Origin of the sequence: Microbulbifer sp. MKSA007 (assembly GCA_032615215.1) — a bacterium.
Taxonomy (GTDB): domain Bacteria; phylum Pseudomonadota; class Gammaproteobacteria; order Pseudomonadales; family Cellvibrionaceae; genus Microbulbifer.
On the sequence record CP128433.1, the window covers coordinates 1,895,396 to 1,921,213 of the forward strand.

Annotated in this window: 24 protein-coding genes and 1 pseudogene; 19 read left to right on the top strand and 6 right to left on the bottom strand. The window is 45.4% G+C overall.

Annotation, left to right across the window (positions count from 1 at the left end):
• Position 1: 1 nt before the first annotated feature.
• Genes QT397_11250 through QT397_11265 form a run of 4 tightly spaced genes read left to right on the top strand, consistent with a single transcriptional unit; the run spans position 2 to position 3,601 of the window.
• A complete protein-coding gene (locus tag QT397_11250; protein ID WNZ57879.1) occupies positions 2-451 on the top strand; it encodes a cytochrome c maturation protein CcmE in 450 nt (149 codons plus the stop codon).
• The gene (locus QT397_11255) at positions 448-2,439 is read left to right on the top strand and encodes a heme lyase CcmF/NrfE family subunit (protein WNZ57880.1); all 1,992 of its coding nucleotides are present in this window, start codon (positions 448-450) and stop codon (positions 2,437-2,439) included. Before QT397_11250 ends, QT397_11255 begins: the two co-directional genes overlap by 4 nt.
• 15 nt (positions 2,440-2,454) lie before the next feature.
• A complete protein-coding gene (locus QT397_11260) occupies positions 2,455-3,039 on the top strand; it encodes a DsbE family thiol:disulfide interchange protein (protein ID WNZ57881.1) in 585 nt (194 codons plus the stop codon).
• A complete protein-coding gene (locus QT397_11265; protein WNZ57882.1) occupies positions 3,002-3,601 on the top strand; it encodes a YigZ family protein in 600 nt (199 codons plus the stop codon). The genes QT397_11260 and QT397_11265 overlap by 38 nt, the downstream gene beginning before the upstream one ends.
• A 5-nt stretch (positions 3,602-3,606) precedes the next feature.
• On the opposite strand, the gene QT397_11270 is transcribed toward QT397_11265, so the two are convergent.
• Positions 3,607-4,806 carry a CoA transferase gene (locus QT397_11270; GenBank protein ID WNZ57883.1) on the bottom strand — a complete coding sequence of 400 codons (1,200 nt, stop codon included), beginning with the start codon at positions 4,804-4,806 and terminating at the stop codon, positions 3,607-3,609.
• 281 nt (positions 4,807-5,087) lie between these two features.
• On the opposite strand from QT397_11270, the gene QT397_11275 reads away from it, so the two are divergent.
• The 8 genes from QT397_11275 (at position 5,088) to QT397_11310 (ending at position 11,905) form a co-directional block, all read left to right on the top strand.
• Positions 5,088-5,939: a CoA ester lyase gene (locus QT397_11275; protein ID WNZ57884.1), complete on the top strand. Its 852-nt coding sequence runs from the start codon at positions 5,088-5,090 to the stop codon at positions 5,937-5,939.
• Between the two features lie 56 nt (positions 5,940-5,995).
• Positions 5,996-6,523 carry a MaoC family dehydratase gene (locus QT397_11280; protein ID WNZ57885.1) on the top strand — a complete coding sequence of 176 codons (528 nt, stop codon included), beginning with the start codon at positions 5,996-5,998 and terminating at the stop codon, positions 6,521-6,523.
• 30 nt (positions 6,524-6,553) lie between these two features.
• Positions 6,554-7,072, top strand: a complete 519-nt coding sequence (locus QT397_11285) for a MaoC family dehydratase (protein ID WNZ57886.1) — start codon at positions 6,554-6,556, stop codon at positions 7,070-7,072.
• Positions 7,073-8,186: 1,114 nt separating this feature from the next.
• Positions 8,187-8,798, top strand: coding sequence for a DUF998 domain-containing protein (locus tag QT397_11290; protein WNZ57887.1), 612 nt, complete (start codon positions 8,187-8,189; stop codon positions 8,796-8,798).
• A 155-nt stretch (positions 8,799-8,953) separates the two neighbouring features.
• Positions 8,954-9,460: an N-acetyltransferase gene (locus QT397_11295; protein WNZ57888.1), complete on the top strand. Its 507-nt coding sequence runs from the start codon at positions 8,954-8,956 to the stop codon at positions 9,458-9,460.
• A gap of 272 nt (positions 9,461-9,732) precedes the next feature.
• A complete protein-coding gene (locus tag QT397_11300; protein ID WNZ57889.1) occupies positions 9,733-10,731 on the top strand; it encodes a hypothetical protein in 999 nt (332 codons plus the stop codon).
• A gap of 55 nt (positions 10,732-10,786) precedes the next feature.
• The gene (locus tag QT397_11305) at positions 10,787-11,275 is read left to right on the top strand and encodes a GNAT family N-acetyltransferase (GenBank protein WNZ57890.1); all 489 of its coding nucleotides are present in this window, start codon (positions 10,787-10,789) and stop codon (positions 11,273-11,275) included.
• 138 nt (positions 11,276-11,413) lie between these two features.
• Positions 11,414-11,905: a GNAT family N-acetyltransferase gene (locus QT397_11310; protein WNZ57891.1), complete on the top strand. Its 492-nt coding sequence runs from the start codon at positions 11,414-11,416 to the stop codon at positions 11,903-11,905.
• Between the two features lie 188 nt (positions 11,906-12,093).
• Here QT397_11310 and QT397_11315 read toward each other — a convergent pair whose 3' ends face one another.
• Genes QT397_11315 through QT397_11325 form a run of 3 tightly spaced genes read right to left on the bottom strand, consistent with a single transcriptional unit; the run spans position 12,094 to position 14,339 of the window.
• A complete protein-coding gene (locus QT397_11315; protein ID WNZ57892.1) occupies positions 12,094-13,197 on the bottom strand; it encodes a 3-deoxy-7-phosphoheptulonate synthase in 1,104 nt (367 codons plus the stop codon).
• A gap of 52 nt (positions 13,198-13,249) precedes the next feature.
• Positions 13,250-13,972 (bottom strand): 4'-phosphopantetheinyl transferase superfamily protein, encoded by a 723-nt coding sequence (locus QT397_11320; protein WNZ57893.1) that lies wholly within the window; start codon positions 13,970-13,972, stop codon positions 13,250-13,252.
• A 22-nt stretch (positions 13,973-13,994) separates the two neighbouring features.
• Positions 13,995-14,339 carry a hypothetical protein gene (locus QT397_11325; GenBank protein ID WNZ57894.1) on the bottom strand — a complete coding sequence of 115 codons (345 nt, stop codon included), beginning with the start codon at positions 14,337-14,339 and terminating at the stop codon, positions 13,995-13,997.
• A gap of 1,156 nt (positions 14,340-15,495) precedes the next feature.
• Between QT397_11325 and QT397_11330 the strand changes: the two genes are divergently transcribed.
• The 4 genes and pseudogenes from QT397_11330 to csrA all read left to right on the top strand — a co-directional run bounded on the left by QT397_11330 (position 15,496) and on the right by csrA (position 20,391).
• Positions 15,496-17,187 carry a histidine kinase gene (locus tag QT397_11330; GenBank protein ID WNZ57895.1) on the top strand — a complete coding sequence of 564 codons (1,692 nt, stop codon included), beginning with the start codon at positions 15,496-15,498 and terminating at the stop codon, positions 17,185-17,187.
• A 483-nt stretch (positions 17,188-17,670) separates the two neighbouring features.
• A pseudogene (locus tag QT397_11335) lies at positions 17,671-17,871 on the top strand (hypothetical protein).
• A gap of 419 nt (positions 17,872-18,290) precedes the next feature.
• Positions 18,291-18,845 carry a hypothetical protein gene (locus QT397_11340; GenBank protein ID WNZ57896.1) on the top strand — a complete coding sequence of 185 codons (555 nt, stop codon included), beginning with the start codon at positions 18,291-18,293 and terminating at the stop codon, positions 18,843-18,845.
• 1,366 nt (positions 18,846-20,211) lie between these two features.
• Positions 20,212-20,391 carry a carbon storage regulator CsrA gene (gene csrA, locus QT397_11345; GenBank protein ID WNZ57897.1) on the top strand — a complete coding sequence of 60 codons (180 nt, stop codon included), beginning with the start codon at positions 20,212-20,214 and terminating at the stop codon, positions 20,389-20,391.
• A gap of 254 nt (positions 20,392-20,645) precedes the next feature.
• Here the strand turns inward: csrA and QT397_11350 are convergent, their stop codons facing one another.
• Positions 20,646-21,080: a hypothetical protein gene (locus QT397_11350; GenBank protein ID WNZ57898.1), complete on the bottom strand. Its 435-nt coding sequence runs from the start codon at positions 21,078-21,080 to the stop codon at positions 20,646-20,648.
• A 45-nt stretch (positions 21,081-21,125) separates the two neighbouring features.
• Positions 21,126-21,536 (bottom strand): rhodanese-like domain-containing protein, encoded by a 411-nt coding sequence (locus tag QT397_11355; protein ID WNZ57899.1) that lies wholly within the window; start codon positions 21,534-21,536, stop codon positions 21,126-21,128.
• Between the two features lie 324 nt (positions 21,537-21,860).
• Between QT397_11355 and QT397_11360 the strand changes: the two genes are divergently transcribed.
• The 3 genes from QT397_11360 (at position 21,861) to QT397_11370 (ending at position 25,637) form a co-directional block, all read left to right on the top strand.
• Entirely contained in the window at positions 21,861-22,859 is a 999-nt protein-coding gene (locus QT397_11360; GenBank protein WNZ57900.1) for a helix-turn-helix domain-containing protein, read from the top strand.
• 121 nt (positions 22,860-22,980) lie between these two features.
• Positions 22,981-23,988 (top strand): tryptophan--tRNA ligase, encoded by a 1,008-nt coding sequence (locus QT397_11365; protein ID WNZ57901.1) that lies wholly within the window; start codon positions 22,981-22,983, stop codon positions 23,986-23,988.
• Positions 23,989-24,068: 80 nt separating this feature from the next.
• Positions 24,069-25,637, top strand: coding sequence for an AbgT family transporter (locus QT397_11370; GenBank protein WNZ57902.1), 1,569 nt, complete (start codon positions 24,069-24,071; stop codon positions 25,635-25,637).
• The last annotated feature ends 181 nt before the right edge of the window (positions 25,638-25,818 follow it).

Sequence of the window (25,818 nt, forward strand, 5' to 3'; positions counted from 1 at the left end):
AATGCACCCTGTACGCAAGCAACGCCTGATACTCGTACTTGTCCTGGTGGTATTGTCCAGTGCAGCAGTAGGTTTTGTAGCCTATGCGATGCGCGGCAATATCGATTATTTCTATGCCCCCAAGGCCTTTGCAGCGGGTGAAGTCCCGATGGAAAAGCGGATTCGCGCGGGAGGTTGTGTTGTCCCGGGCAGTGTGCAGCGAGCTACTGGTAGCCTGGAAGTCCAGTTTGTGATTACTGATGGCGAGGCTCAACTCTCCGTAGTCTTCGACAAAATCCTGCCGGACCTATTTGCCGAAGGCGAAGCAGCAGTGATTACCGGCCAGTTGATGCCAAGCGGTGTTCTGCGTGCGGACCAGGTGCTGGCCAAGCACGATGAAACTTATACGCCACCTGAGGTAGCCGACACCATGGTTTCCCATGAAGGTTGTTCCGATGGAGCGAAAATATGATCCCTGAGCTGGGCCATTTTGCGTTAATTGTCGGCTTGCTGCTTTCGGTTGCTCTCGCAACAGTGCCGATGGCCGGTAGCTATTCATCGCGCCCTGTGTGGATGGATGCGGGGCGTCCGCTGGCTCTGGGTATTTTTGCGTTCGTTCTGATCGCTTTTGCCTGCCTGACCACTTCTTTTGTGCAGAGTGATTTCACGGTTAATTACGTAGCACAGAACTCCAACAGTATCCTGCCGGTTTATTACAAAGTTACCGCTGTATGGGGTGGGCATGAGGGCTCCATTCTGTTGTGGCTTTTGATTCAGGCTGGTTGGGCTGCGGCAGTAGCGCTGTTTGGTAAGCAGCTGCCCCCAGAGCTTTCCGCGCGGGTTTTATCCGTACTCGGTTTTGTACTGATCGGGTTTTTCCTGTTTATTCTGTTTACTTCCAACCCATTTGATCGCACCCTGCCATTCCCGCCGATGGAAGGTTCTGACCTGAACCCGCTGTTGCAGGACCCCGGTATGATTTTCCATCCGCCCTTGCTTTATATGGGGTATGTGGGTTTCTCGGTAGCCTTTGCTTTTGCTATTGCGGCATTGCTCGGTGGCCAGCTGGATGCGGTGTGGGCCCGTTGGGCAAGACCCTGGACGGCTGTGGCTTGGGGCTTCCTGACCTTGGGTATTGCCCTGGGTAGCTGGTGGGCTTATTACGAGCTGGGCTGGGGTGGCTGGTGGTTCTGGGACCCGGTTGAGAATGCATCCCTGATGCCTTGGTTGGTAGGGACTGCCTTGATGCACTCTTTGGCGGTAACTGAGAAGCGTGGCCTGTTTAAGAGCTGGACTATCCTGCTGGCGATTTTCGCTTTCAGTCTCAGCCTGCTCGGCACCTTCCTGGTGCGCTCAGGGGTGATTACCTCGGTGCATGCATTTGCTACTGACCCACTGCGAGGCAGCTTTATTCTTGGCTTCCTGGCTGTAATTGTCGGCACTTCGCTGCTGTTATTTGCCCTGCGCGCACCGACAGTCAGCGCCCGTAGCGTTTTCTCTTTCCGCTCTTTGGAAACCTTCCTGCTTGGCAATAACATTCTGTTGATGCTGATTATGGGCATGGTTTTGACCGGTACTCTTTACCCGCTTCTGGCCGACGCCATGAACTGGGGCAAGGTGAGTGTGGGTCCGCCCTTCTTTAATCTTTTCTTCGTGCCACTGATGGTTGTTCTCTGCCTGCTGGTGGGGATGGGCGTGCGCGCCAACTGGAAAGACAGCCGCTGGGACAAACTCCTGAGCGCATGGCGTTTGCCATTTGTCGCTTCGTTGGTAGTTGCGTTGCTGTGGACCCTGGCCCTGGGAGATTTCCATTGGGGAGCGGCGCTGGGAATCTTTATTGGTATCTGGGTCTTTGCTTCCAGCATCGCTGATATCGTGGCTAAAACCCGCAACTCCAGCTCATTCTTTGCCGGCCTTAAGCGTCAGAGAGCCAGTTACTACGGGATGCATATCGCACATATCGGCCTGGCAGTTTCGGTGTTGGGGGTAGTACTGACCACCGTTTACAGTATTGAGGAAGATGTGCGTATGGGTGCTGGGGACAGTTTCCAGGTTTCCGGTTACGACTTCAAATTTGACGGTGTTCGTATGGTTCAGGGGCCTAATTACCGAGCCTTTGAAGGTGTATTGCATGTCAGCAAGGACGGGAAGCCGGTTGCAGAGCTGCATCCCCAGAAACGCAATTACCTCTCTGGTGGCAACACCATGACAGAGGCGGCGATCGATACCGGACTCTTCCGCGATATTTATGTGGCCCTCGGTGAGCCGATGGACAGGTCTAACCCAAGCGGTGATTGGGCTGTGCGACTTCAGTACAAAGCCTTTGTGGTATGGATTTGGTTGGGCTCGCTTTTGATGGCGATTGGTGGAGCTATTGCTGTAGCGGATAAGCGCTATCGCAAAGCGAAAGCCGCTAAACCTGTAGATATAGAAGTTACAGGCAATGTTGCTACGGCGTAATAGTTGGAAAGGATAATGTCTAGACTCAAACTCTTTTTGCCCCTGGTAATATTTGTCGTGCTGGCCTTGTTATTTTGGCGGGGCCTCTACCTGGACCCACAGGAAATGCCGTCGGCCCTGCTGAATAAACCTGTGCCGGAATTCTCTTTGCAAAAAGTGGCGGATAACAGCCAAATTGTAGAGAAGAAAGATCTTCCCAATGGCCCGCATTTGATGAATGTGTGGGCCACTTGGTGTGTAGCTTGCCGGGTAGAGCACCCCTATTTGAATGCTCTGGCTGAGCAGGGTGTGCCGATCGTTGGCGTTAACCTCAAAGATGAGGATGAGGCAGCAATCAAGTGGTTGGAGAAATTCCACAATCCCTACTTGTATAGCCTCGCCGATAGAGATGGCCGTTTGGCTCTGGACCTCGGTGTTTTCGGTGCGCCGGAAACTTTCCTGGTGGATTCCGAAGGGACTATTCGCTGCAAACACGTTGGCGTTGTCGACAATAAAGTCTGGCAGACCAAGCTCCAGCCCTTGTACGAAAAATTAAAAAACCAGCGCTGGGACGATATTGTCGGTGAGTTATCAGATTCCCTCATCTCCCGTTGTCAGTGAGACAGAAGAAAAGAAGAGCCGTTTTATTTGTTGGCTGGGGCCAGTAGAGAATAAAGCGGCTTTTCAACAACAGCTGGATACTGTCCGCGCTCAATATCCCGATGCAAGCCACCACTGTACCGCGTTGGTGATCGGCAACCCTTCCAACCCGGAAGTAATGCAAGCAGATGACGACGGCGAGCCCGGTGGTAGCGCGGGGCGACCAATGCTGGAATTGCTGTTGAAACAGGGTGTCGGTAATGTGGGCGCTATAGTGACCCGCTATTTTGGTGGTACCAAGCTTGGGGTGGGTGGCTTGATGCGCGCCTATCGCGGTGCGGTAGGTGCAGCGCTGCAAGATATTCCTTTACAGCCTTTTATTCCCCTGCTGCATGTTTCGGTTTGCTGTGATTTTTCCCAGGAAGCCCGCCTGCGCTTTTTGGTGGGACGTCACCAGGGGAGTTGTGGGCAGGCGGAATATGCCAGTGATGTCACTGTGCCAGTTTCACTCCCCCAGGATCAGTGGTCGCAATTGCAGGCGCAACTATTGGCAGAGGGCTTTCAGCTTCTCGATGATCAATAGTTCTTTCAAATGATGCCGTACTTGGCAAGCTTGGCTATCTCAGCCCCGGAATAGCCAAGCTCAGCCAGAATATCCTTGGTGTCCTCTCCCAGGGTAGGTGCCCGCTTGAAATTAACCATCTCTCCATCGCAGCGAATTGACGGTGCCAGTATTTTAATATCCTTGCCGTGATCACCGGGTATTGTTTGGATGCGGTCGGTATCGGAAACAAAGGGGTTTGTTAGCGCCTGCTCAACATCATATACCGGGGCTGCCGGCACCTGACCAGCTAAAATTTTCAGCCATTCTGCAGTATCTTTTTTTGACAGTATCTCATCTAAGATTTCAGTTAATTCCGATTGATTTTTTCTGCGTTCCCTGAAATTTACAAACTTGGGTGCGTCAACTAATTCTGGATGTTCAATACATTGACACAGGGCTTTCCAGAATTTTTCCTTATTGCACATCAGGTAAATCCAGTCGTCCTTTGTTTTATAAAGTTGACAAGGGCTCAGGGAAAAGTGTGCCGATCGCGGCACCCGCTTTTGGTTGTGCCCTGCATTTAATTGCCACATGGCCACATAACTTAAATTATATAAAGCGTTGTCAAAAAGACTGACATCAATATCTCGACCCTTGCCAGTTTCCCTAGCACTAAGCACTCCGGAAACAACGGCCAGCGCGAGAGCTACTCCAGTGGATAAATCCACCAAGGACAAGCCACACCGGGTGGGCGGACCGTCAGGGTCACCTGTTAATTTGAAATATCCTGCTTCCGCCTGCACGGGGTAATCATACCCTGGCCATTTGGCCCTTTCGCCATTCCGGCCGTAGGCCGTCAAGTGGGCGCAAACAATTTTGGGGTTCAGCTTTCCCAGTTGTTTGTAAGTAATACCCAGCTTGCCCGGTACGTCTCCCCGTAAGTTATCGGTCAGGGCATCTGCGCTAAGAATTAATTTGTGCAAAATTTCCTGCCCCTGGGGAGAGGAAAGGTTAAGGGATAAGCTGCGTTTGTTGTGATTGAAAGCCTGGAAAAAAAGGCTGCTATTATCCCCGGATTCACTTTCCAAGAAGTAAGGGCCTACGGTACGACCGACATCTCCGCCACGAGAGATATCTTCGATCTTAATGATTTCTGCTCCCAGATTTGCCAGATACAAAGTGCCAAAAGGGCCGGCACCATATTGTTCCACTGCCACAATCCGCAATCCTGAAAGAGGTAACATGTCGGAATATTCCACTAAATACAGATACGCCGTACCCCTCAGCATAGAGCAGGAGCTGTAAATTCGATGGGGTTGATTGGTAGATATTGAGAATAACTGGTCACTCGTATTTTGGTGATCTGGCCGCTAGGTAGAGCTCACGGAAGGTGGATGTCGCGATTTAATACAGAGTTGCTAGTCTTTTGGGTGAGCTACTGGATTGGTTCTGAATCCGGTCGTTGAGAAGGGCACCGGGAATGGATATCCGGCAATCTGTCAATTTGTTGAAAGGGTGCCGCTAGATGGGCAGTGTCATTAACAGAAGCAAGTACTTTCGCAGTGTCCTGTTTGTTCCTGCGACCCGGCCGGATCGCTATGAAAAAGCAATGGCCAGCGGAGCCGATATTGCCTGTGTGGATTTGGAAAATGCCGTTTCCCTGGAAGATAAAGATACTGCAAGGGAGCAGGTGGTCAATTTCTTTACAGGAAAGGATATTGTTCCCACTCAGCGCGCGTTGAGAATCAACCAGCTCGACAGCGATTGCGGCATCAAGGATATGTTGATGCTGCTAGATCTGCCGCAACTGCCAGACGTTGTGATTCTTCCCAAGGTTCAATCAGCAGAAGAAGTGATTGGTTTTTGCCAGGTTATGGCCCCCTCCCATAAAACGATTCGAATAATAGCCCTGATTGAATCCCCAAAAGGTTTGGAGAATGCGTTGAGTATTGCCCAGGTAGAGGAGGTGGTTTGCCTGGCCTTTGGCGCGGCTGATTACAGTGCAACAGTGGGGTCAGATATGAGCTGGGATGCTCTTTTATATGGCAGGGGGCGGCTGGTTCAGGCTGCCGCATTTGCAGGCATTGATGCTGTAGATGGCCCCTATTTGGAGCTGGATGATGAAAGAAGCCTAATTGAGGAAACACAGAGGGTCTCCGCCCTGGGGTTTTCTGGAAAAATAGCCATCCATCCAAAGCAAATTAAACCGATTCACCAAGGATTGGCACCATCTAGTGAGGCGCTCTCTCATGCTCAGCGAGTACTGAAAGCTTATAAAGAGAATCATGGTGGAGTTCTTGTAGTTGATGGACAGATGGTGGATATGCCCGTGGTTGAGCGGGCGCTGAAAACTGTGGCGGCCTCGAAGGGATTGTGACCGTACTATAGCAGAGCCAAACTCACCGGAGCCTTACGGTAAGGCAAGAGGTTTCTATGCCCCGCTATCATTTTCCTGCGTATATAAAGACCGGTAAAAATCGCTATCGAGAGCGTTACGGTCTCGATTTTGAAGACTTTAAGGTAGGGCAGGTTTTTCATCATAGGCCCGGCGTTACCATTAGCCAGCACGATAATAAGGAAGAGTGCATCAAGACCTTAAATCAAGCCATGCTGCATTTTGATGAGTGTTACACCGCCCAAACTGAATTCGGTAAGCCGTTAATTGATACTACTTTAGCGGTTCAACAGCTAATGGGCTTGATCTGGAAGACCTACAATCGACGGAAAAAAATTGTTGGTTGGAGAAAAATTTCCATGGTGGCACCAGCTTATGGCGGTGATACCTTGTATTCTGAGAGTAAGGTTCTCGAAGTCCAGGCAGGTAGTGAGTATGACGACGCGGGGCTGGTAGAAATTGTTATATATGGAAAGAATCAAGACAAGAAGACTATTTGCGAAATACAGTGTGACATGTTGATCTTCAAACGCAATCACCTGCCTTTCTCTGCGAACGGCTACTAAATTTCCATTTTCCATATTTAGGTGACCTCAATGAAAGAGTCATTTAATTTTTTGCGGGAAGTAGAAGATAACGTTTATATAGAAACGGTCGGAATAGACTTTGAAGATTTTGAAGTGGGGCAAATATTCGAGCATCGTCCAGGTCGAACCTTCACTGAAGCTAGCTGTGTCGACTATGCACTTCGCTCATTCGATCTCAGCCCGTTTATCACTGATAAGGTATATGCGCGTCGAGTTTATGGTGATAGGCAACGAGTATTGGAGACATTTGTTTTAAGCGCAATGGCGCATACAACTAGGACGTTTGGAAAGGTTGTAGCCAACTTGGAGATGAGTGACTGTGAGTTGCAGCCAGTTTATGTGGGAGATACTTTATACTTCGAATCTGAGATACTTTCCAAAAGGGAGTCAAAATCAAGGCCTGAACAGGGGTTGCTTAGCATATATTCCCGCGCTCAAAATCAACATGGTGAATGGGTTTGCGCCTACAAGCGAACGTTACTTGTTTATCGTAAGAACTTTGGTCCCTATAAGGCTGCTGGATACTGATTTCGCAGCCTAGCCAATGGCTTCTTTTTCCTACTCTGGATTGTCGAGAGTGGTATAGCGCAAGTAGTAAAATTCAAGAGGTCCTCCAGTATAGCGATGGATCGAAAAGAGCATTCTAATATCTCCCTGCTTTAACTATTTTAAATGTAGCCTGTACCGTCTCCGCCTGTTGCTAATACCTCGGGGGGATGGTTACATCCATTGTAAAATGTGTGTAACTGGATTGACTTATACAGATTTGCATATATCGTAAAAACGAGGAGAATGTTGATATATTGTGCGGCTGCAAGGTGTCTTTAGGGGTACCTTTGTACAGTGTGACAAATAGCTTCTTTGTATACCCTTAAAGATAAATATCTTAATTCAGTAGGTAGTAATAGAACGCTTGTAGAAACAGACATAGGGAATTAAGCAGTTACTCAGAGATACTGTGAATGTCAGTTGACACATTTGTCATGACTAGTGATGAGTGCTTACCGTCTGTAGATAGTGAAAGCAAGAAAGCCACGTGTAAGATTTTCAAATTGATAAAAGAGCACAGGGTAGTTTACCCTGATATTTATTCAAATGAAGATGAATTAGATAAATATGCATATGAAGTACTACAGATCAGAAGTTCCTGTTAAGCAGAATGCATCTGGTAAGTACTAACGCTATTATGCTTTCTTGGGGGCAGCGCTTCGAGCCTCCCCATGAGTGATTGGCATTAAGTGACTATGGTAGATAGATCGATATTATTGAAAGAACTTAGAATTTCCTGTGATCCAGATTTTGGCATGTGTTTAGAGCTTTTCAGTTGGGATCATCTCGATTATATCGAGGATATTTTAGCTGAGTACTTCGATATTGAGTATGAGTTCAAAATACAAGATTCGGAGAACTCTAGGTACGCGCTCTTATTTGGCAATAGTGTTGAAGAGAGTATCCTGGAAAATGCCTTATTGGCTATAAATCGCTACCATGCGTATTCTCGGCAACTTTACGTCACAATGTAGGGTGTTACTTGATAAGCTGATGCCGTGTTTTTCGATCACATGAGCCTGCATTGGGCAGTCAGGTAGCGCTGGCTTGTTTGAGATGTGGATGTTAATTTTTCTACAAGATGGAGTGAGTTTTGGGTAATCGGGATTTGATATTCATTAGGCAGGCAATGCTGATACCTGTGTTTGCACTGTATAATATTTTCTTGGGGTTGTTTTTGCCTGGCTATAGTATTGTGACTCAGCATATTAGTGAGTTAGCATTGGAATCACCTTTCTTTCCATATTCACATAGACTTACAGATATATTGATTGGTCTTTCTATGTGTATATTTTCTCTGCCTTGTTTGTCACTCGCAAAGGCTAAATTTACTTTTTTAACGATGTTTGCATTTGGTGTAACATGGATTTTTGCGGGGCTCTTTATTATGAATAGCCCATTACATGATGTATATGGGCTAACAAGTATCTTAATAGTTGTTCCTGTTATATTTGCTTTAGAGATGCGCAATTATTATATCTCAAAGAAATTCCAGGATTTATGCGTACTTGTAACCTTGATTCACGTTGTTTTCTTTTGGTTCTTTAGTTATGGATATATGCCTGTTGAATACAAAGGAGTGACACAAAGGATTTGGGTGGCAGTTACTTTGATATGGTATGGACTGGCAGCTTATCAGCTTTCATCGTCGGCCAAAAAGAAGGTGCATGAACAAGTTGCGTCATATTCTATGCCTGTTACGTAATGCGTTAAGGTATCAAATCAGATGAATCAAGAATCGTAGGAATTTACTCAAAAAGTAATCTACTTGTGGGAGACAGAAAGAGTGTCAATTTAAAGAAAAAATTTCAATATAACAAAGCTGGGAAAATAGTTTAAAAAATTTAGAGAGAGCAAAATTTGGATATTCAGATACGCAAAGAGAGTAAAAGAGATATTGAGCCAATCCACAGAGTCACTACCTTGGCTTTTCGGGAGGCTCCGTATACTGATCACTCTGAGCAGTTTATCGTGAAGGCCCTTCGCCAAGCTGACGCATTATTTATATCAAAGGTGGCTGAAGTGGATGAAGAAATTATAGGCCACATTGCCATTTCTCCAGTTGTTATTTCTGATGGCTCAGCCAACTGGTTCGGGCTCGGGCCGATTTCAGTACTACCTGAGTATCAGAACAGAGGAGTTGGCTCAAAGCTTGTTCGGAGCGCCCTGGTTGACCTCAAAGAACAAGGTGCGGCAGACTGCGTTGTGCTGGGGGAGCCTGCTTATTACGGGCGTTTTGGCTTCAAAGTTGTCGAAGGGCTGATTTTACCCGATGTACCCGTAGAGTACTTCCAGGCACTGTCGTTTGATGACGATTTTCCAAGTGGAGAGGTTGTATATCACAGAGCATTCTCGGCACGAGCTTAACTGTCAGCTGCACTACGATGGACCTTCCACCGTTTTACAGATAGAAAAGGGCGGATGAGTAAAATTCTATTTTTTATAGGCGTGATAATGAATATATGAGAAAATATGAAAAGAGTTAGATCTATCATTAAGCACCAGTAAGCATAGCAAAAAGACTATATGGATATAGTGGATAGCTCGCTTCTCCCAAAAGGGGTGCTTGTATGAATTATAGTACGCATAAATTTCAAGTTTTATTGCAATATCAATTATAAAAATTTTATGGAGAAAAAGTGGCTGAACTTCCCTCTAATATTTATTTGAAACTGCCGAAGTCGATTGAGGTTCAAGATTTCTTGTCATTATTGGATAGTGAGTCTGAATCAGACTTTGTAAACGCTGCCACTATATTAAGCCCGGAACACGGACTCGAACTTGCGAAGAAATTACTAGAGCAGCTTAGTGACTTTTTTGAAGTTCGTCCGGAGAGTTTTAAAAAGTACGGCTCCGTAATCGGTATTCGATACGTTCTAGGTATGCAAGCGGAGCAGATACTTGATGAGCTATTGTTATTTTATGGACAGCTAGTTAACCCCATTGATCTTAGGGCATATATATCGGGTGATGATTCGTGGGAGATTTTTTACAGGGTTGAAGGTGGTAAATTAATAAAAGAGCATTGCCAGGCCGATGAATCTGAAGTTACGGAGTTGATTCAAACTGTGTATGCTTGGTGGCATCAGGGGCTACCCAAGTCAATTTTTGAAGGCCAATTAATTGATTCCCGTACCGAAGTACCAAAACCAATTAAGCCCGTAAAAATCATAACGAAAACAAAAATAAAAGTGCCGGATGACTACTTTTGGGAAATGATATTTTTCAATATGATCCCGGGAAAGAATGAAACACCCCATAATGATGATATTCATTCTTATTGGAGCTATTCCTGGGAGGGAACCGATGATCGGTACCAACAGGTTATGTGTGCATTTAAGCGATTACGGACTGCTTATGTTCGGTGCGGTGTAGATTTTAAGAGGCATGAAGGTTCAGGTTGTGACATAACCTATAATTTTAGTGAAAGTTCAAATAACAGTAGTTATGCACTCACTTATGCTTTGTTTAGTGCGCTTATTGGAGCTGAGGTTAAACAATTTGTTACGATGCATCCAGATTTTGAGAAGCATTATATTTGTACAGGTGGGGTCGTGACTGTGGAGGTGCGCCAGAACAAGAAGGTTATCTCTACAGAAATTCATAATGTTAAGAGTATACTCTTGGATGGTGATTAGTTTAAATGATTAATAAATTGGTTAAATTGATATTAAGTGGTGCGAGAATCGGTCCATGAGTATAGAAATTAGACATAGTAGAAAAGAAGATATTCCTGAAATTAAAGATATATATGCTCAGTCTTCCTGCTATGCAGGAACACTCCAAGTCCCATACCCTTCAATAGATAAATGGGAGAAGTTTCTGGGGGATATCCCCGATAACTTTTATAGCATTGTAGCTGTCCTGGATGGGATGATTGTCGGTCAAATTGGAATGGAGGTGTTCTCGAATCCAAGGCGAAAGCATGTCTCAAATATAGGTATGGCAGTAAGTGAAGAACATCAAAATAGTGGGGTTGGCTCAAAGCTTTTGGAGGCGATGCTCAACCTATCTATTAACTGGCTTGCCGTTCGCCGTATAGAGTTAGAGGTTTATACTGATAATGAACAGGCTATAGGTCTATATAAGAAGTATGGATTTGAGGTCGAAGGCACTGCAAAAAATTATGCATTTCGAAATGGTGAATATGCTGATGTCTATTTGATGGCTAAGGTGATTTAGCTCAATATAACTTAGTGATTGAAGGCTATATACTAGGAAAAATAAGGTTGCTATAACTGTTGATACGTATGCCCTCTAGTACCTGTGAGAGGAGGGACACCTTTATTTTGGTTTATGAACATGGAGTCTTGGTCAAGGATGTCTGAAATTAATATTCGCTCTGCGAATGAGCGGGATCTAGCTAGGTGCTTTGAGATTGAATCTGTATCTTATACTGGTAACGAGGCAGCAACAAAAGAAAAGATTCTAAAGCGAATTTTGACTTACCCCGAAGGTTTTCTTGTTATAGAGAATAATAAGGAAGTTATAGGTTTTATTAATTCAGGAGCAACTCACGACGTAGAGTTATCTAACGAAGAGTTTAAAGAGCTGGTGGGGCATGATTCGAATGGAGAAAACATTGTTATTATGTCACTGGTGGTTCACCCTAATTATCAAGGTAAGGGTATGGCAAATAAGCTATTGAACAGCTTTATTAGCTCTATGAGTGAGCTAGGGAAAAAGAGAATTTATCTGATATGTCAGGATGAGCTTGTTGGTATGTATGCTAAATATGGATTTATTCATCAAGGTAAATCTGATTCTACTCATGGTGGCTTGAGTTGGCATGAGATGTTTCTTACGCTCTAAAGTAAATAAATTTAACATCGTTGTGTTTTCTTATTTTCTTTCTGGGATCGTTGTGAATTCAGACCATATCTATTGGAATGAATTGCTTGCAAATAGAATCTGCACCAAAAACTGAAGAAGTTGGCACTGTTTTGCCAGTGCCGCTATAACTTCAGGGGATCGGTAACTTAAATATGTCTGAAGTACTATTACAGAGCACTTTGATTTAATTCCATTCCCATATTGTGGGAGGTGGTAAATAGATGGCGACGTCTGACAACGGCGTCAGAAAGCATCTCTAACGCCTGATAAGTATCCTTCCAGCCGATACAAGCATCAGTAACCGATTGTCCGTAGGTCATCTTGTCCCAGGGGCAAATCTTTTGGCTTCCTTCTTCGAGGAAGCTCTCAATCATTACAGCTGAGATATTTCTTTGCCCTGTACTGATTTGATCGCAGAGAGACTCCGCAACAATCATTTGAATACTATGTATTTTCTGGCTGTTGCCGTGGCTGCAATCCACCATAATGCCGGTGGGGAGCGATGCATAATCAAGCTGAGATATCGCCTGTTCTATGTCCTCAGCATGGTAATTGGGCCTTCTTCCTCCACGAAGAATTAAGTGGCAGTTGGGGTTGCCTGTAGACTGAACAGCTTCAAGTTTTCCATTGCGGATTGTGGTACAGAATATCTGTTGAAATTGAGCTGCCTGAATCGCATCCATTGCAACTTTGACATTTCCGTCAGTACTATTTTTAAAACCGATAGGACAGGGAAGTGCAGAGGCTAATTCCCGGTGTGTTTGTGATTCCGTGGTACGAGCGCCGATAGCTCCCCAGGAAATCAAATCTGCTATGTAGAGTGCATTCAGCGGGCACAGGAATTCAGTGGCAGCCCCTAATTCCAGTGCATTGATGTTGAGCAATAACTCCCTGGCTTTAGTGAGCCCGGTATGCATATCGGCGCTGCCATCCAAATGAGGATCATAAATAAAACCTTTCCAGCCTACAGTAGTACGCGGTTTCTCAAAATATGTACGCATGACAAGACAAAGACTGCTTTCAAACTGGTTTTGAATTTCGGACAGTTTTTGCGCATAGTCTAGCGCAGCTTCAGGGTCGTGAATTGAGCACGGACCGACCACAACCAGTAGGCGGTCATCTTCACCGCTTAGTATTCTGGCAACCTGGTGGCGAGTTCGCTCGATCGCTAAAGCGGTATCAGACGGGCAGGGCATTTTTTGGATTAGCTCGTCATTACCCGGGAGTTTCATATGAGTCCGTGCGCTCAGAATAGCTGGAACGTCAGACATAAAATGGTCCTTCTCTTCTTAACGAAAGTACTGTCGGTATAGTCGGTGGTGATTAATATTCAACGACACTTAATATGCCGCCTTGATGCGGTTGAAAGATGGCTGTATAGGTGCTTCCACTGAGAACTCTGGGGGAGAGGTCCTGCAAAATTCTTAGTTCTAACTTTTGTTGCTGGGGCGATACTGAAGTAATTTCAACATCCAGAAAGTCAAAGTACTTTCCGACTTTTGGGTATAGCGCCTTGAAAAAGCTTTCTTTCACTGAGAAAGCTATTGTTAGCCACTGTTCCAAAGGAAAACCGCTCTCTGATAGTAGTCTTACTTCTGAATTACTGACTATATTGTGTTTGATTTCTTCGGCAGTCTTATCTGAAATAATTGTTTCATAATCAATTCCAAGCCCTTCAGATGTAGTGCTGGCTGCACAGATTGCTCGATTGCTAGCATGGGTAATAGAAGCTCGTACACCCTTTGGCCATACCGGGCAGCGGTTTTTTCCTACAGGGATTTCCTCTACGGGCATACCCAGCTTACTGAGGGCAAAGTGAGCACAGGCTCGCCCAGCAAGAAATTCGGCCTGTCGGGACGGGACTGCGTTGTTTAATGCATCTGAAAAAGGAATATTAAGCAGTTCAAAAAACGAGTCACAATAGTTTCTCACGCTAAAAGTGGTTTCTATCAGGCAACCAGAAAAGTGATTGGACTCGATATTTTGAAACCCACCTAAAAACGCAGATATTGAGTTGTAACTATCACTAAAGGGGTCCTGGTTCATGATGTCGTAGCTTCTTCAGTATCTATATTTTTTCGTCTTGAGGGAGGTGCTTGGCGGAGAGGTTCTTCTCTGTGATTTTTTCATATACCGCACTCTTTAAGCCATTTGATCCTAGAGGGTTAGCAATAACAATACCAACTGTTGCAGAGAAAAAATAAAGAGTCCCGGCCATAGAGGCAAGTATTTTATCTAGAATACTAACCTTCAAATTACCAAAGGTATTGCCTGTGAAATATTGGGTATCACATAGGCTGTTTGTTTGACCATGGTGCTGTATTTGGTTCTCATTCTCAATGTGAGTTAGCGTCGCTTCCCAGTTGGAACCGATCCATGTTTTTATGATGGGAATTAAGCGATAGCTGCTCACCCATTGCTTCTTTACCTTCGAACTTTGCGGCTGGCTGTGAAGCCCAAAAAGAATTGGAGCGGTAAGAGAAAATAAATTTGAGTTCATGACAGCAGTAATGACAGTCCCTGTGTTTCTAAACTTAAGCAATATATATAGGGTCTATCCCCGATATTAATTTTTAAGAAGAAGTAATGATGGGGCACTAGGCTACCCCAGTCAGGCACTAAACGCAAATAAAAATTATTATCATTTGGGGTTGGTGATGTGGCGCCGCATTTTCTTCCAAGCCCAGGAATTGGTTAATTTCCAGCTTCTCTTGCTGACTATTTTTTATCCACTACCTCCTGTGTGGGGTTGTGAATCAATGAGTTTTCTGCAGAAATTAACTAGCGGGCAGCTCAGGTTGCTACTGATGGCATCAAGTGGCTTTATGAGTAGATGTTATGGGTTGTTTGCCAAGGCTAAGATGGCAGGAATTCGCAATTCTGTGGGGGCGCTTACCTCTATTCCCCATAGCCGATTTTTTTTGTAAAAATAGAGCTTCAGTATTTGATTTCTATATTAAATTTCCGTGTGCTGAATATGGTTATTAGACCATTTCCATGGATATTATTAACCCTAATGAGGTTGCCTGTATTTGTAAGGGCTTGCTAACTGATGGCTTGGGGTCGGATATTCTGGCCAATGCAGTGGTATTCTTTAGGTTGGGGTATAACCGACCTGATATTTAATGAGCGGGAGGACCGCTTATTGATAAGTGTCACAGCTACTTTGCTTGATGAAAGAGCTGGTTCACCATTTTATGAGTGTGAAAAAGTGGTCAAAGGCCAAAAATCATATCTCAATCGTTTTACTTTTACGCATTTACATTTCGATTATGAATGAGCTAATTTATTTAGCGTTTCTATTTTAATTTACTCTGTTTTATTGCTCGTTTTCGACAATATGTCCCTTTTTGCTGTGCTTTTGTCTTTATGTGTTTTTTGGGGGAGTGCAGGAAACTATTTTTCTTGAAAGGTAGCCTCCCAAGTTATCACGATATCAACCATTGTAACTATAACTTTACTTTTTAATCTCCTTCGCCTCTCACTTTATCTTATTTCTGGTTTTTCTTTTCACTGAAGCTTGGTAGGGTTGCGCGCGATTCAATCCATATTCCTTGGGGAGGGATGTTGTGAAGTTTAAAAGCAGTTCGGTAGTTATTGCATGTGGTGTGATCTTGAGCGCTTGTGGGGGCGGCTCATCTGGCGGAGGTTCCTCGATCTCAGAGGCGGCGACTCCTTACCTATATTTCAACTCAGCAAAAGTGTTCACTTTTGAATGGTCGGATGTTGAAGGGGCTACCTATTATCAACTTCTTGAGAACAAAGATGGGCAATCTGGCTATGAAGTAGTTAGCGATAAAATTTCTGCAGGTTCTGAAGTCGTAGAAATTAAGGTGCCTCTATTTGAGCGATTGAATGCTCGCTATATATTGCAAAGCTGTGATGATACAACTTGCCTGGATTCAAATGAAATATCGATTGATGAGGAAGTTGTCGATAGTATTGGTTATTTCAAGGCTGGTAATGCCGAAGCCGGTGACCAGTTTGGTTGGTCCGTTGCGATTAGTGACGACGGCTCTACCATAGCTGTTGGTGCGACTGGCGAAGATAGTAATGAGTTAAATGAATTTAATAATGCAGCTAGCGGGTCGGGGGCTGTATATATTTTTGATTATGGTGAAGATGGTTGGGTTTACCGAGCTGTTTTAAAAGCTTTAGAGGTTGAAAGTGGAGCTGCATTTGGATCTGCAGTGAGTCTCAGTGGCGACGGAAATACGTTGGCTGTTGGTGCCTATAAAGAAAATGGTGAGGATGATAACTTTTCGGCTGGCGCAGTACATATATTCACCCGTGAGGATTTGGAGTGGACTCACAGCGCTAAATTAAGAGCAGATAATCATGGCTATTATGATTTCTTTGGTCGGGCGTTGAGTTTAAGTGATAATGGAACAACCTTGGCAGTAGCAGCCCCATATGAAGATAGTAGTGCTACCGGTGTTAATAGCGGCCCTGATAATGACGAAGCTCTAGATTCTGGTGCAGTGTATATCTTCCAGTATTCTGGGGTTGAGTGGAGTCAAGAAGCTTATTTGAAGGCAAGTGATAGTAATTCAAATATGGACTTCGGTTCATCCGTTAGCTTGAGTGATGATGGTTCCATTCTCGCGGTTGGTGCTATTGGTGGGCATGGTGGCAGGGGAGCAACTTATATTTTCTCCAATAATGGTGGCTGGGCTCAACAACAGTTGCTTACTGCAGATAGTGCAAGAGTGGGTGATCGTTTTGGTTGGGATGTTAGTTTTAGTAGCGACGGCAACCTGCTCGCTGTGGGCGCCCCACTTCAGGCAGGTGCTTCAGAGGACCCTGATGATCGCGATGGCTTCAATAATGGTGCTGTCTATCTATTTTCATATGAGGAGGATTCTTGGTACCAAAGTGCCTACCTTAAAGCGAGTAACACCGATGAAGATGATGCTTTTGGTACGTCTATTAGCCTGAACAATGACGGCTCATTGCTTGCGGTAGGTGCTCAGGAGAGTAGTGCTGGTGTAGGTTTCTATGCTGATAGCACTGACAACTCGGCATCTAGGGCGGGCGCGGCCTATATGTATTCGATGGTTGATGGGCAGTGGATTGAGAGTACTTACTTGAAAGCCAATAACACCGATGAGCGTGACTACTTTGGAACTTCAATCGCTTTAAGTGGTGACGGGGATACCCTAGTTGTGGGTGCTCCAGAGGAGCAGGGTTCGGATACTGGACTTATGGCTGATCCAGATTTGAATGATGCGGATGCTGCGGGAGCTATTTATGTCTACTAGTTAGACGATACCTTTCTTGATCTATAAGAATACTTCTATATCAGTTGGACTCATGTTCGTGGGTCCAACTATACCTCATCTGTTCTTCGATGCTTTTAGCTCTATGGATTATGGCAATGGCATCAGTCAGAGTTACAGCTTAGGTTTGGATTACCGGCTGGAAATTGTGAGTACCTAAAGGATCGGGAATTTATCTTCGACAAGCTAAACTGGCTTATGAATGAGGGCTTTGCCCAGGGAGAAAACAGCTATTACTACGATTCGGTGGGCAATCGCACCCAGCAGGATGCGACCAGGACGAATATTATGAGAGCAGTATTGTTTATAGTTATGAAGCCAGCACCAATCGCTTTAAGGCCTATAACGAAAGCAGCGTATTTAAAGGCGCCTAATACTATATTGCGTTTAGCCAGCGAGTGTGCACAGATAAAGGGTGGTGAGGTTGAGTATTATTGTAGCTACTAATGGAATTATGATCCGAATTTTGGGTGGTTTATCCAGAGTGATTCGATTGGGTTGGATGATGGGCCGAATGCCTATGCATATGTAGCTAGCAATCCAGTAGCGTGCTTTGGTTCAGGTGGCTTGAGCAGGAGGGGGAGTCTCGGCGTCGACTACAAATTCTCTACAGAGGATAATCAATGCACTGGTGCGCAGTCATATTCAAAAAATACAAGCTTATAACCTATTTTATCGTTATGGTGTACATGCTCCCTACTCAAATGTAGGAGTTTAGCAGTTACAAGTGACACTGTTTCGATGTTAGATAGGTCAATGCTATTTAGGGTTGACTAAGCAAGGGCGTATACCATTGCAAAACCACCACAGTATCTCTGACCAAAATGAAACAGCCATCAGTAAAACCCGCTCACTTTGGTGCCTGGTGTAAATTAAAGAGCAAGTCTTTACAAGCAATTTATGTTAGGGAATCACTCTGGTCCAAACTCTAGTATTTACAGCAGGGGTGTAAATAGAATGCTAACCAGTGCTGGTTAGGGGTAGTAGGTTACTCTTTAGGGCGTACATCAAGCGGTGCAAGCAATTCAATAAGGTATTACTTATGGTATTGTAAGGCCACATAACACTAGGTAGGTTTTTATTCCATGAGAAAATTTTTTGAGCTAATGCCTGATGCGGGCTTAAAAGGTTATTCATATGTTGATAATTATTATTTAGGGGGTTTTGACCGACTATCTATTATTCAGGCTAAACGTTGTAATCAAGATGAGCTTTCCAGGGTGAAGATTTGTATTGAGGATACGAATCTTCAGCTTGCTGATTTTATGGGAGGTGTGATTGATTGGCCTACTTTGTCAGATAAGTTTTTTAATTTGATTAAAGATATAATCTTTTCTGATGTGCAAGTTTTAGATCTTCCTCTTTTTTCACAGGCTACAGGTGGAGAGATAAAAGGGTATCGCTTATTAAATATCTTAAGCTTAGTAGATTGTGTAGATAAAAGCAGATCCCTGGTGACTCCAGGGATTAGAGGTGAGGACATCATTACCGAACTATACATTCATTCTAACCTTGTTCCGGATGATGTGAATATTTTCCGGATTCCTGATTGCCTCGACGGCATAATTGTTTCTGAAGAGTTCTTGGCAAGAATAAGAGGTAAAGGGTTGAAAGGTGTCGTAATGAGTGAGGTTAGCTAATCAGAATAAAAGTGGATGATATTGAAGTGCAAAATAAATATATGCCTGTTTCCCATTGATGTAGATACCATTATGGGAAGTAGGTAAATCCCTCTTGAATACTACTTTTTAAGAATCTAATTATAAATTTGGATGTCAGTTTTAATTGGTCGGCACAGTTTTGGTCGGAAAGTTAAAGGGCGTAGTTTAGATGTTTTTGGAGTGTGAGTTCCGGTTTCTATGTTAAAGGAGGTGCGGCCTTAATGTTTTCACGTGTCTTTAAGATTATTTTGCTTAAATTTATTTCTCTGTAGTTAGATATGTATTCTCACTTCAATACCGAGTTCCTGACGATTATTGAAGTTGCTAAAAGATTGTTGTGCTAAACCTGCTGACGCCTACTCACCTTTAAGGTGGCTTACAAAATTCTGGTTGAGATATCGCCAGTGTTGAGGTGATATGATGAGCCGCTCTTGGTTAGTAGGTATGTTTTTGGCTATAAGGCTCGGTAAATGGAAGAAGTCTTTGGGCTTCTCACCTGAAGCCGACGCACGAATACGCTATTGAATCGAATTATAATCAGTCATCACAGGCATTGCCGTTACGATTAGTTTCAACCTAAAAATAACCAGGCAGGAGCGCTAATGTGGGCGATGACTTACTGCTTGATGATTTCAGTCTTACTCTTCACTGTTTCGCAATGTGCATTGAAATGATGAGCTATTTAACTTTTCGGTAACGCTTACTTTCTTCTGCTTCCTCTTCCAGGTAGCAATGTGGTTGAGAACTTTATTCTTTATTGTTTTCGAAAAGGCACAGGTAAAGTCCAGTTTAAACGGCTGCTGTTGGTTTTTGGTAATAGTTTCCCAGATCCGAAACATTAAAAAATATAGGCGCGAAAATAATCTTATTGGAATTTATTAAGTTTGTTTTAATGTCAAAGCTGCGTAGAATCGGTAGATATTTTTAGTGTTTTGATCGTAATTGAGTGAGCCGGTTAAAGAGGCTTTACAGGCTTGAAAGCCCAGAGAGAATCGAGAACTTTCTAAAAGACCCATTCCCTTATAGGAGAACGGTAGCGTGACATAAGAGTAAGTAAAAGGCGCTAACCCAAGGTGCTACCAACACCCGGGGTCAGCTAACCAAGTTGATAATCTGACTATCAAAATGGCTATATGGATAATACGCTAGAAACCCGCTCGTATTCAATAAAGTGGAGTACATTCAGCAGTTTGGGACCAATTCCCAAGTTCTGGAAGTCTAGCGCCCGCCTTTTCCTCTTCTGTGTCTACTGTCCTCGCGCACCACCCCATATTTCCTCCAAACGTTGAATCACAAGTTCCCCATCCCGGAAGTGCCCAAATTTTGATTATTGAAGGAAATGAGTATGTTGATTTTAAAGCGACGGACAGGTGAATATCTAAGAATTGGAGCAAATGTCTCAGTCACAGTGCTGGAGGTAAAAGGTAATCAAGTTAAGATAGGCATAAGCGCACCCAAGTCACTGCCTATCCATCGTGAAGAAGTCTATGTGAGGATCAAAAAGAAACAGAAATTGGAGGCTTGAATATGTCGTAAGGGGGACAATTCTGGGGCAAGTGATTAAGATACTAGACTCCAGGGATAAAGTTTTAGCCTTTGGCTTGCAGGCGATATACGCACTCTGGTTCGAGTGTCTCTTTGCTGCCAAAAGGGTCTTTTGAATATCAAAGCTAGTTAGGTGGCGGAAGGGCTAATTGTTTTCTGTCAGGTGAGCTTTAGAATTCTCCATCTCTTTTGTATTACAAGTTGAGCTTGCAATCCTTGCTAAAAATCCGGCTTTTATTCATGCCCCTTCGAAGATATCTTCCACCTTATATCCGTACAGTGATATTTCCGAGCTTCTTTCGAAATTGCACTCAATAGGACTTGGGTAATTTCTTCTTTTCGGTTTGTATCGCAACCCCCGATATATAGCTCATTGATAATAGCTAAGGCCGCCGAGCTTTCATTTTCTGGAATAATATTAAAGCTGATATACCCCTCAAGATTGTGGTCTTGTTCTACAACCAGCATTTGATGCTCTTTCCTCTGAAACAACCTATTTTGCAATTCAATTTGGGTAATATGGAAGGAGTCAGTTGAATTATTATGCCTGGCTAAGCAGCGCATCATATTGTAAAGATAGAAACAGTCAGTGGGGTGGGCATGGCGAACAAACATATCAGTACCATTTAATCGTATTTCTTTGAGTCGGCGTTTGATAGCTTGACACATCCTTATGCCAAGCTATGTCATCCTGTAAGGGGCTAACAATAGGAGTTAAATTGATTTGGCTGTTTCTTGGATGAGGGTAAACCCTTCATCTAACCATCCGGTGATGCCGCCAATCATTTTTTTGACTGGCCTGTTAAGCGTGGCCAGTCTGATAGCTGCTTTTTCTGTCGCATTACAGTGTGGGCCTGCACAATAGACGACAAATAAAGTATCTGAAGAGTATTCGCTCAGCCTGTCTTTATTGATACGGCTGTATGGTAAGGATTCGGCTGTTTGAATATGTCCATTTTTATAAGCCTCTTCACCTCGCACATCTAAAAGTACGAAATCCTTGCGATTTTGGCTGACTGCGTGGTGTACATCCCAGCAGTCTGTTTCAAAAGATAGAAGGTTTTGGAAGTGGTTTAGCGCATCTTGACTGTTGGCAGCGGGTACTCTACTTACGGCTGAACTCATATATTACTCCCGGTGATTTTTCGGTGGTTCGTCAGGTTTCCAAGGGGTGATAGTGTCCCTTTTTGGTTGCTTCCGAGCGATCTACCTCTGAGCCAGATAGCATTAATTTTGCGCCAATTCTGCGTGCAAACTTGTGGGTCGGCTTTGGCTAGTGGGATTCGGCTTTACTTATTTGAGGATGATGGTGATTTACCTATTAAATTATGCTTCAAAGGTTGAGGGTTTTATTCCCAGCATTGCTTTCAATAACTGCTCAACTGGGTATGCTGGGTTGGATTTATTCGTTAACCTAATTTAATTAACTGCTGAGGGTTAGAGGTACCTATGTCGACGTTGGCACAAAAGCCTAATAAGAGCCAGAAAGTGGCTGTTCTCGCCCACCGGCAGGTCTCACTCTTCGAACTCGGTTGCGCTACCGAACTCTTTTGCCTACCCCGACCTGAACTTAGCGAGCTCTACACCGGTGAAATTGTGACTTTCGCTGAGGAAAGCCCTCTTGCGACCGGCGGTCTGGCTCTGGCTTGTCGGCAGGTAGAGAGTTTGATGGATTATGATTTGCTGGTGATTCCCTGTTGGTCGACCAATGCACAACCACAAGATGCTTATTTGGAACGTGTACATAGGGCGGTGGCTGAGTTTGCCGCTGCCAGCCGCCAGATTCTTACTTTTTGCTCCGGTGCTTTTCTGCCTGCGGAACTGGGACTATTTGATGGTCGGCAGGCGACTACCCACTGGTTGTTTGCGGATCGTTTTCGTGAGTGCTTTCCTGCGGTGGAGTATGTGGGAGACGTTCTCTATGTGTGGGAGGATGCACTGGCTTGCGCAGCGGGTAGTAGTGCCGCCATCGATCTGGGCATTGAGTTTTTGCGGCGCAATCACGGTTATGAATTAGCCAATTCGGTGGCTCGTCGGTTGGTGATGGCACCCCATAGGCAGGGTGGCCAGGCCCAATATGTGGAGATGCCCGTTGCCAAACGGCCAGACCACTTCTCCGCCGCGCTGGATTGGGCGATTGGCAATTTGGATGGCGCTATCAAAATTGATGATATGGCGCAGCGCGCTCATTTATCCCGCCGTAGTTTTGACCGAAAGTTTCGCCAGTCGATGGGAATTGCTCCCAAGGAGTGGCTGATTCAGCAGCGCTTGCGGGCGGCGCAGAAGGCGCTGGAGTCCGGTAGGGAGTCTGTAGATCGGGCAGCCCAACTGGCTGGTTTTGAGAGTAGTGCGACCTTGCGTCACCATTTCCGTCGGGCGTTTGGGATCTCACCCAGTGAATATCAGCGCCAATTCCAGGTTTCCGCCAAAGTGGCGGTTGAGGCTTAACGTTGGCCGCGTGTTGGTACGGCTATGGGGAGTCGGTACCTTTGGTTGATACACCCCCGGGCACTAAAGGGGTATGATTCGGTCTCTATTGCCTGATGACAGTACAGACTACGAAGGAATTATGACGAAACAGCGCGTATTAACCGGTATTACAACAACCGGTACCCCACACCTGGGGAACTATGTGGGTGCAATCCGCCCGGCGATCGCCGCGAGTCAGGATGAAAACAACCAATCGTTCTACTTTCTGGCCGATTACCATGCACTGATTAAGTGCCAGGACCCGGCACAGGTCCATCAGTCCACCCTGGAGATCGCTGCAACCTGGCTGGCCTTGGGCCTGAATACCGACAATGTGGTGTTCTACCGTCAGTCCGACGTCCATGAGATTCCTGAATTAACCTGGCTGCTCACCTGTATGACCGGCAAGGGCCTGATGAACCGTGCCCACGCTTATAAAGCAGCGGTAGATGCCAACCGCGCCGATGGCGAAGATTCCGATTTTGGCGTCACCATGGGGCTGTATAGCTACCCGATCCTGATGGCCGCGGACATCCTGATGTTCAACGCTAATAAGGTGCCGGTGGGTAAAGATCAGGTACAGCATATCGAAATGGCTCGGGATATTGCCCAGCGCTTTAACCACCACTACGGCGAGCACTTCGCTTTACCAGAAGCGGTAGTTGACGACCACGTAGCTGTGTTACAGGGCCTCGATGGCCGCAAAATGAGTAAGAGTTACGGCAACACTATTCCGCTGTTCCTTCCTGAGAAGAAGCTGAAAAAGCACATTAATAAGATCAAAACCAACCTGCTGGAGCCGGGTGAGCCAAAAGATCCGGATACTTCCACTGTATTCCAGGTTTGGCAGGCATTTGCCAGCGAAGAACAGACAGCTGAAATGCGTAAAGCTTTTGAAGAGGGCATTGCCTGGGGTGAGGCCAAGAAGCAGCTGTTTGAGCTGGTGAACGGCCAGATCGGTGAGGCTCGCGAGCGCTACAATGAGCTGCTGGCTAACCCAGACCAAATTGAAACGGAGCTGGAGAAGGGGGCTATTAAGGCTCGCGCTTACTCTGCGCCCTTTATCGAGAAGTTGCGTCACGCGGTTGGTATCCGCAAGATAGGTTAGAGCTTTTCCTGAAAAAGCAGGAGGCCGTGGAGTATCGGCCTCCTTTTTAATAAAAAATAATAAATGTACAGGGTACAAACATGGAAAACGTTCAGGCAAATCCTGATGCCGGCAATAGTGCCGATAATAAAAATGGCTGGATTAATCGAGCGCTCAATTTTATTGAGGTTGTCGGTAATAAGTTACCCGATCCCGCTGTTCTGTTTTTGATCTTGATGGTGGGAATCTGGGTGCTCTCCTGGCTTCTCTCCGGTGTTAACTTCGAAGCCTTACACCCCGCTACCGGCGAGGCGATACAGGTAACCAACCTGCTTTCCAGTAGTGAAATGGCCCGCTTCCTATCTGGTATGGTAACTACGTTTACTAGTTTTGCGCCCCTGGGGGTGGTGTTGGTAGCCATGCTGGGGGTCGGTGTGGCTGAGCAGAGTGGCTTTATCAATGCGGTATTGAAAAAGCTGCTGGCGGTAACGCCGCAGATGCTGTTGACACCTATGTTGATTTTGGTAGCCATCGTCAGTCACACCGCTGTAGACGCGGGGTATGTGTTAGTAATTCCACTCGGAGGTGTGATTTTCTACGCGGCGGGGCGCCATCCTTTGGCAGGTATCGCGGCAGCATTTGCCGGTGTCTCTGGTGGCTTCTCTGCCAATTTTGTTCCCTCGGCTATCGATCCTCTATTGCAAGGCTTTACCCAGACGGCTGCTCAGATTGCCGATCCGGATATGCAGGTTAACCCCCTCAACAACTGGTTCTTTACTTCAGCTTCTTGCTTATTGGTGACACTGCTGGGCTGGTGGCTGACTGATAAAGTGATCGAGCCACGCTTGAAGAGCGTGAAGGTTGATGGCGATGAAGCGGATATGCCGGTAATGCAGGAGCTGGGGGCTCGCGAGAAAAAAGCGATGTACTTGGCGGTTACTGTGATGGTGGCAGGTATCGTCGGACTTGTGGCCTGGATGCTGCCGGAAACCTCAGCTTTGCGCGATGCAGAAGGGCAATTAGCTTCTTTCACTGCGCCAATTATGAAGTCGATTGTACCGCTGATCTTCCTGCTGTTTGTGATTCCCGGTGTGGTGTTTGGCTATGCGGCCGGTACCTTCCGCCAGAGTAAGGATGTTATTGATGCGATGTCCAAAACCATGGGCTCCATGGCTTATTACATCGTGATGGCTTTTTTCTGTGCGTTGTTTATCTCTGAGTTTGCCCGCTCCGGTTTGGGCACGCTGCTTTCGGTAGAGGGAGGGAGCTTGCTCGCGGCGATGGAGCTGCCGGGCCCGATTACCCTGATGGGCATTATTGTACTGGTAGCCTTTATCAACTTATTTGTGGGATCTGCCTCTGCCAAGTGGGCGCTGCTGTCCCCCATCTTTGTGCCTATGTTGATGCAGATCGGTTTCTCCCCTGATCTCACCCAGGCGGCTTATCGGGTAGGTGATTCCTCCACGAATATTATTACCCCGCTGATGCCTTACTTCCCCTTGGTGGTTGTGTACTGCCAGCGCTATGTGAAGGGAACGGGCATTGGGACACTTGTATCCATCATGTTGCCGTACTCCATTGTGTTTCTGATTTGCTGGTCGCTGTTCCTGGTGGCTTACTGGACACTGGGAATGCCTTTGGGGGTGCAGGCTAGTTATACCTACCCTTAAGAGGTCGGGGATCTTTGTCTAAGTCTCTCTAAATCAAGTCCCGATATCTACAATCTCAATCTGAGTGGTTGCTGCTGGGCAGCCACTTAGTATTTTTCCTGCCTTAGAGTCTGCTTTTATTCATTTCATCAAGTCATCCTGATGGTACGAAAGTGCAGCTTGGAGACTGCAATGCTGTCCT

Coding starts and splice junctions, on each gene's coding strand:
- QT397_11315 (WNZ57892.1), bottom strand. CDS start 13,197: ATGTCTGACGTTCCAGCTATTCTGAGCGCACGGACTCATATGAAACTC.
- QT397_11270 (WNZ57883.1), bottom strand. CDS start 4,806: ATGTTACCTCTTTCAGGATTGCGGATTGTGGCAGTGGAACAATATGGT.
- QT397_11305 (WNZ57890.1), top strand. CDS start 10,787: ATGAGTATAGAAATTAGACATAGTAGAAAAGAAGATATTCCTGAAATT.
- QT397_11340 (WNZ57896.1), top strand. CDS start 18,291: ATGAGAAAATTTTTTGAGCTAATGCCTGATGCGGGCTTAAAAGGTTAT.
- QT397_11355 (WNZ57899.1), bottom strand. CDS start 21,536: ATGAGTTCAGCCGTAAGTAGAGTACCCGCTGCCAACAGTCAAGATGCG.
- QT397_11285 (WNZ57886.1), top strand. CDS start 6,554: ATGAAAGAGTCATTTAATTTTTTGCGGGAAGTAGAAGATAACGTTTAT.
- csrA (WNZ57897.1), top strand. CDS start 20,212: ATGTTGATTTTAAAGCGACGGACAGGTGAATATCTAAGAATTGGAGCA.
- QT397_11370 (WNZ57902.1), top strand. CDS start 24,069: ATGGAAAACGTTCAGGCAAATCCTGATGCCGGCAATAGTGCCGATAAT.
- QT397_11250 (WNZ57879.1), top strand. CDS start 2: ATGCACCCTGTACGCAAGCAACGCCTGATACTCGTACTTGTCCTGGTG.
- QT397_11255 (WNZ57880.1), top strand. CDS start 448: ATGATCCCTGAGCTGGGCCATTTTGCGTTAATTGTCGGCTTGCTGCTT.
- QT397_11350 (WNZ57898.1), bottom strand. CDS start 21,080: ATGTGTCAAGCTATCAAACGCCGACTCAAAGAAATACGATTAAATGGT.
- QT397_11360 (WNZ57900.1), top strand. CDS start 21,861: ATGTCGACGTTGGCACAAAAGCCTAATAAGAGCCAGAAAGTGGCTGTT.
- QT397_11275 (WNZ57884.1), top strand. CDS start 5,088: ATGGGCAGTGTCATTAACAGAAGCAAGTACTTTCGCAGTGTCCTGTTT.
- QT397_11320 (WNZ57893.1), bottom strand. CDS start 13,972: ATGAACCAGGACCCCTTTAGTGATAGTTACAACTCAATATCTGCGTTT.
- QT397_11280 (WNZ57885.1), top strand. CDS start 5,996: ATGCCCCGCTATCATTTTCCTGCGTATATAAAGACCGGTAAAAATCGC.
- QT397_11260 (WNZ57881.1), top strand. CDS start 2,455: ATGTCTAGACTCAAACTCTTTTTGCCCCTGGTAATATTTGTCGTGCTG.
- QT397_11365 (WNZ57901.1), top strand. CDS start 22,981: ATGACGAAACAGCGCGTATTAACCGGTATTACAACAACCGGTACCCCA.
- QT397_11310 (WNZ57891.1), top strand. CDS start 11,414: ATGTCTGAAATTAATATTCGCTCTGCGAATGAGCGGGATCTAGCTAGG.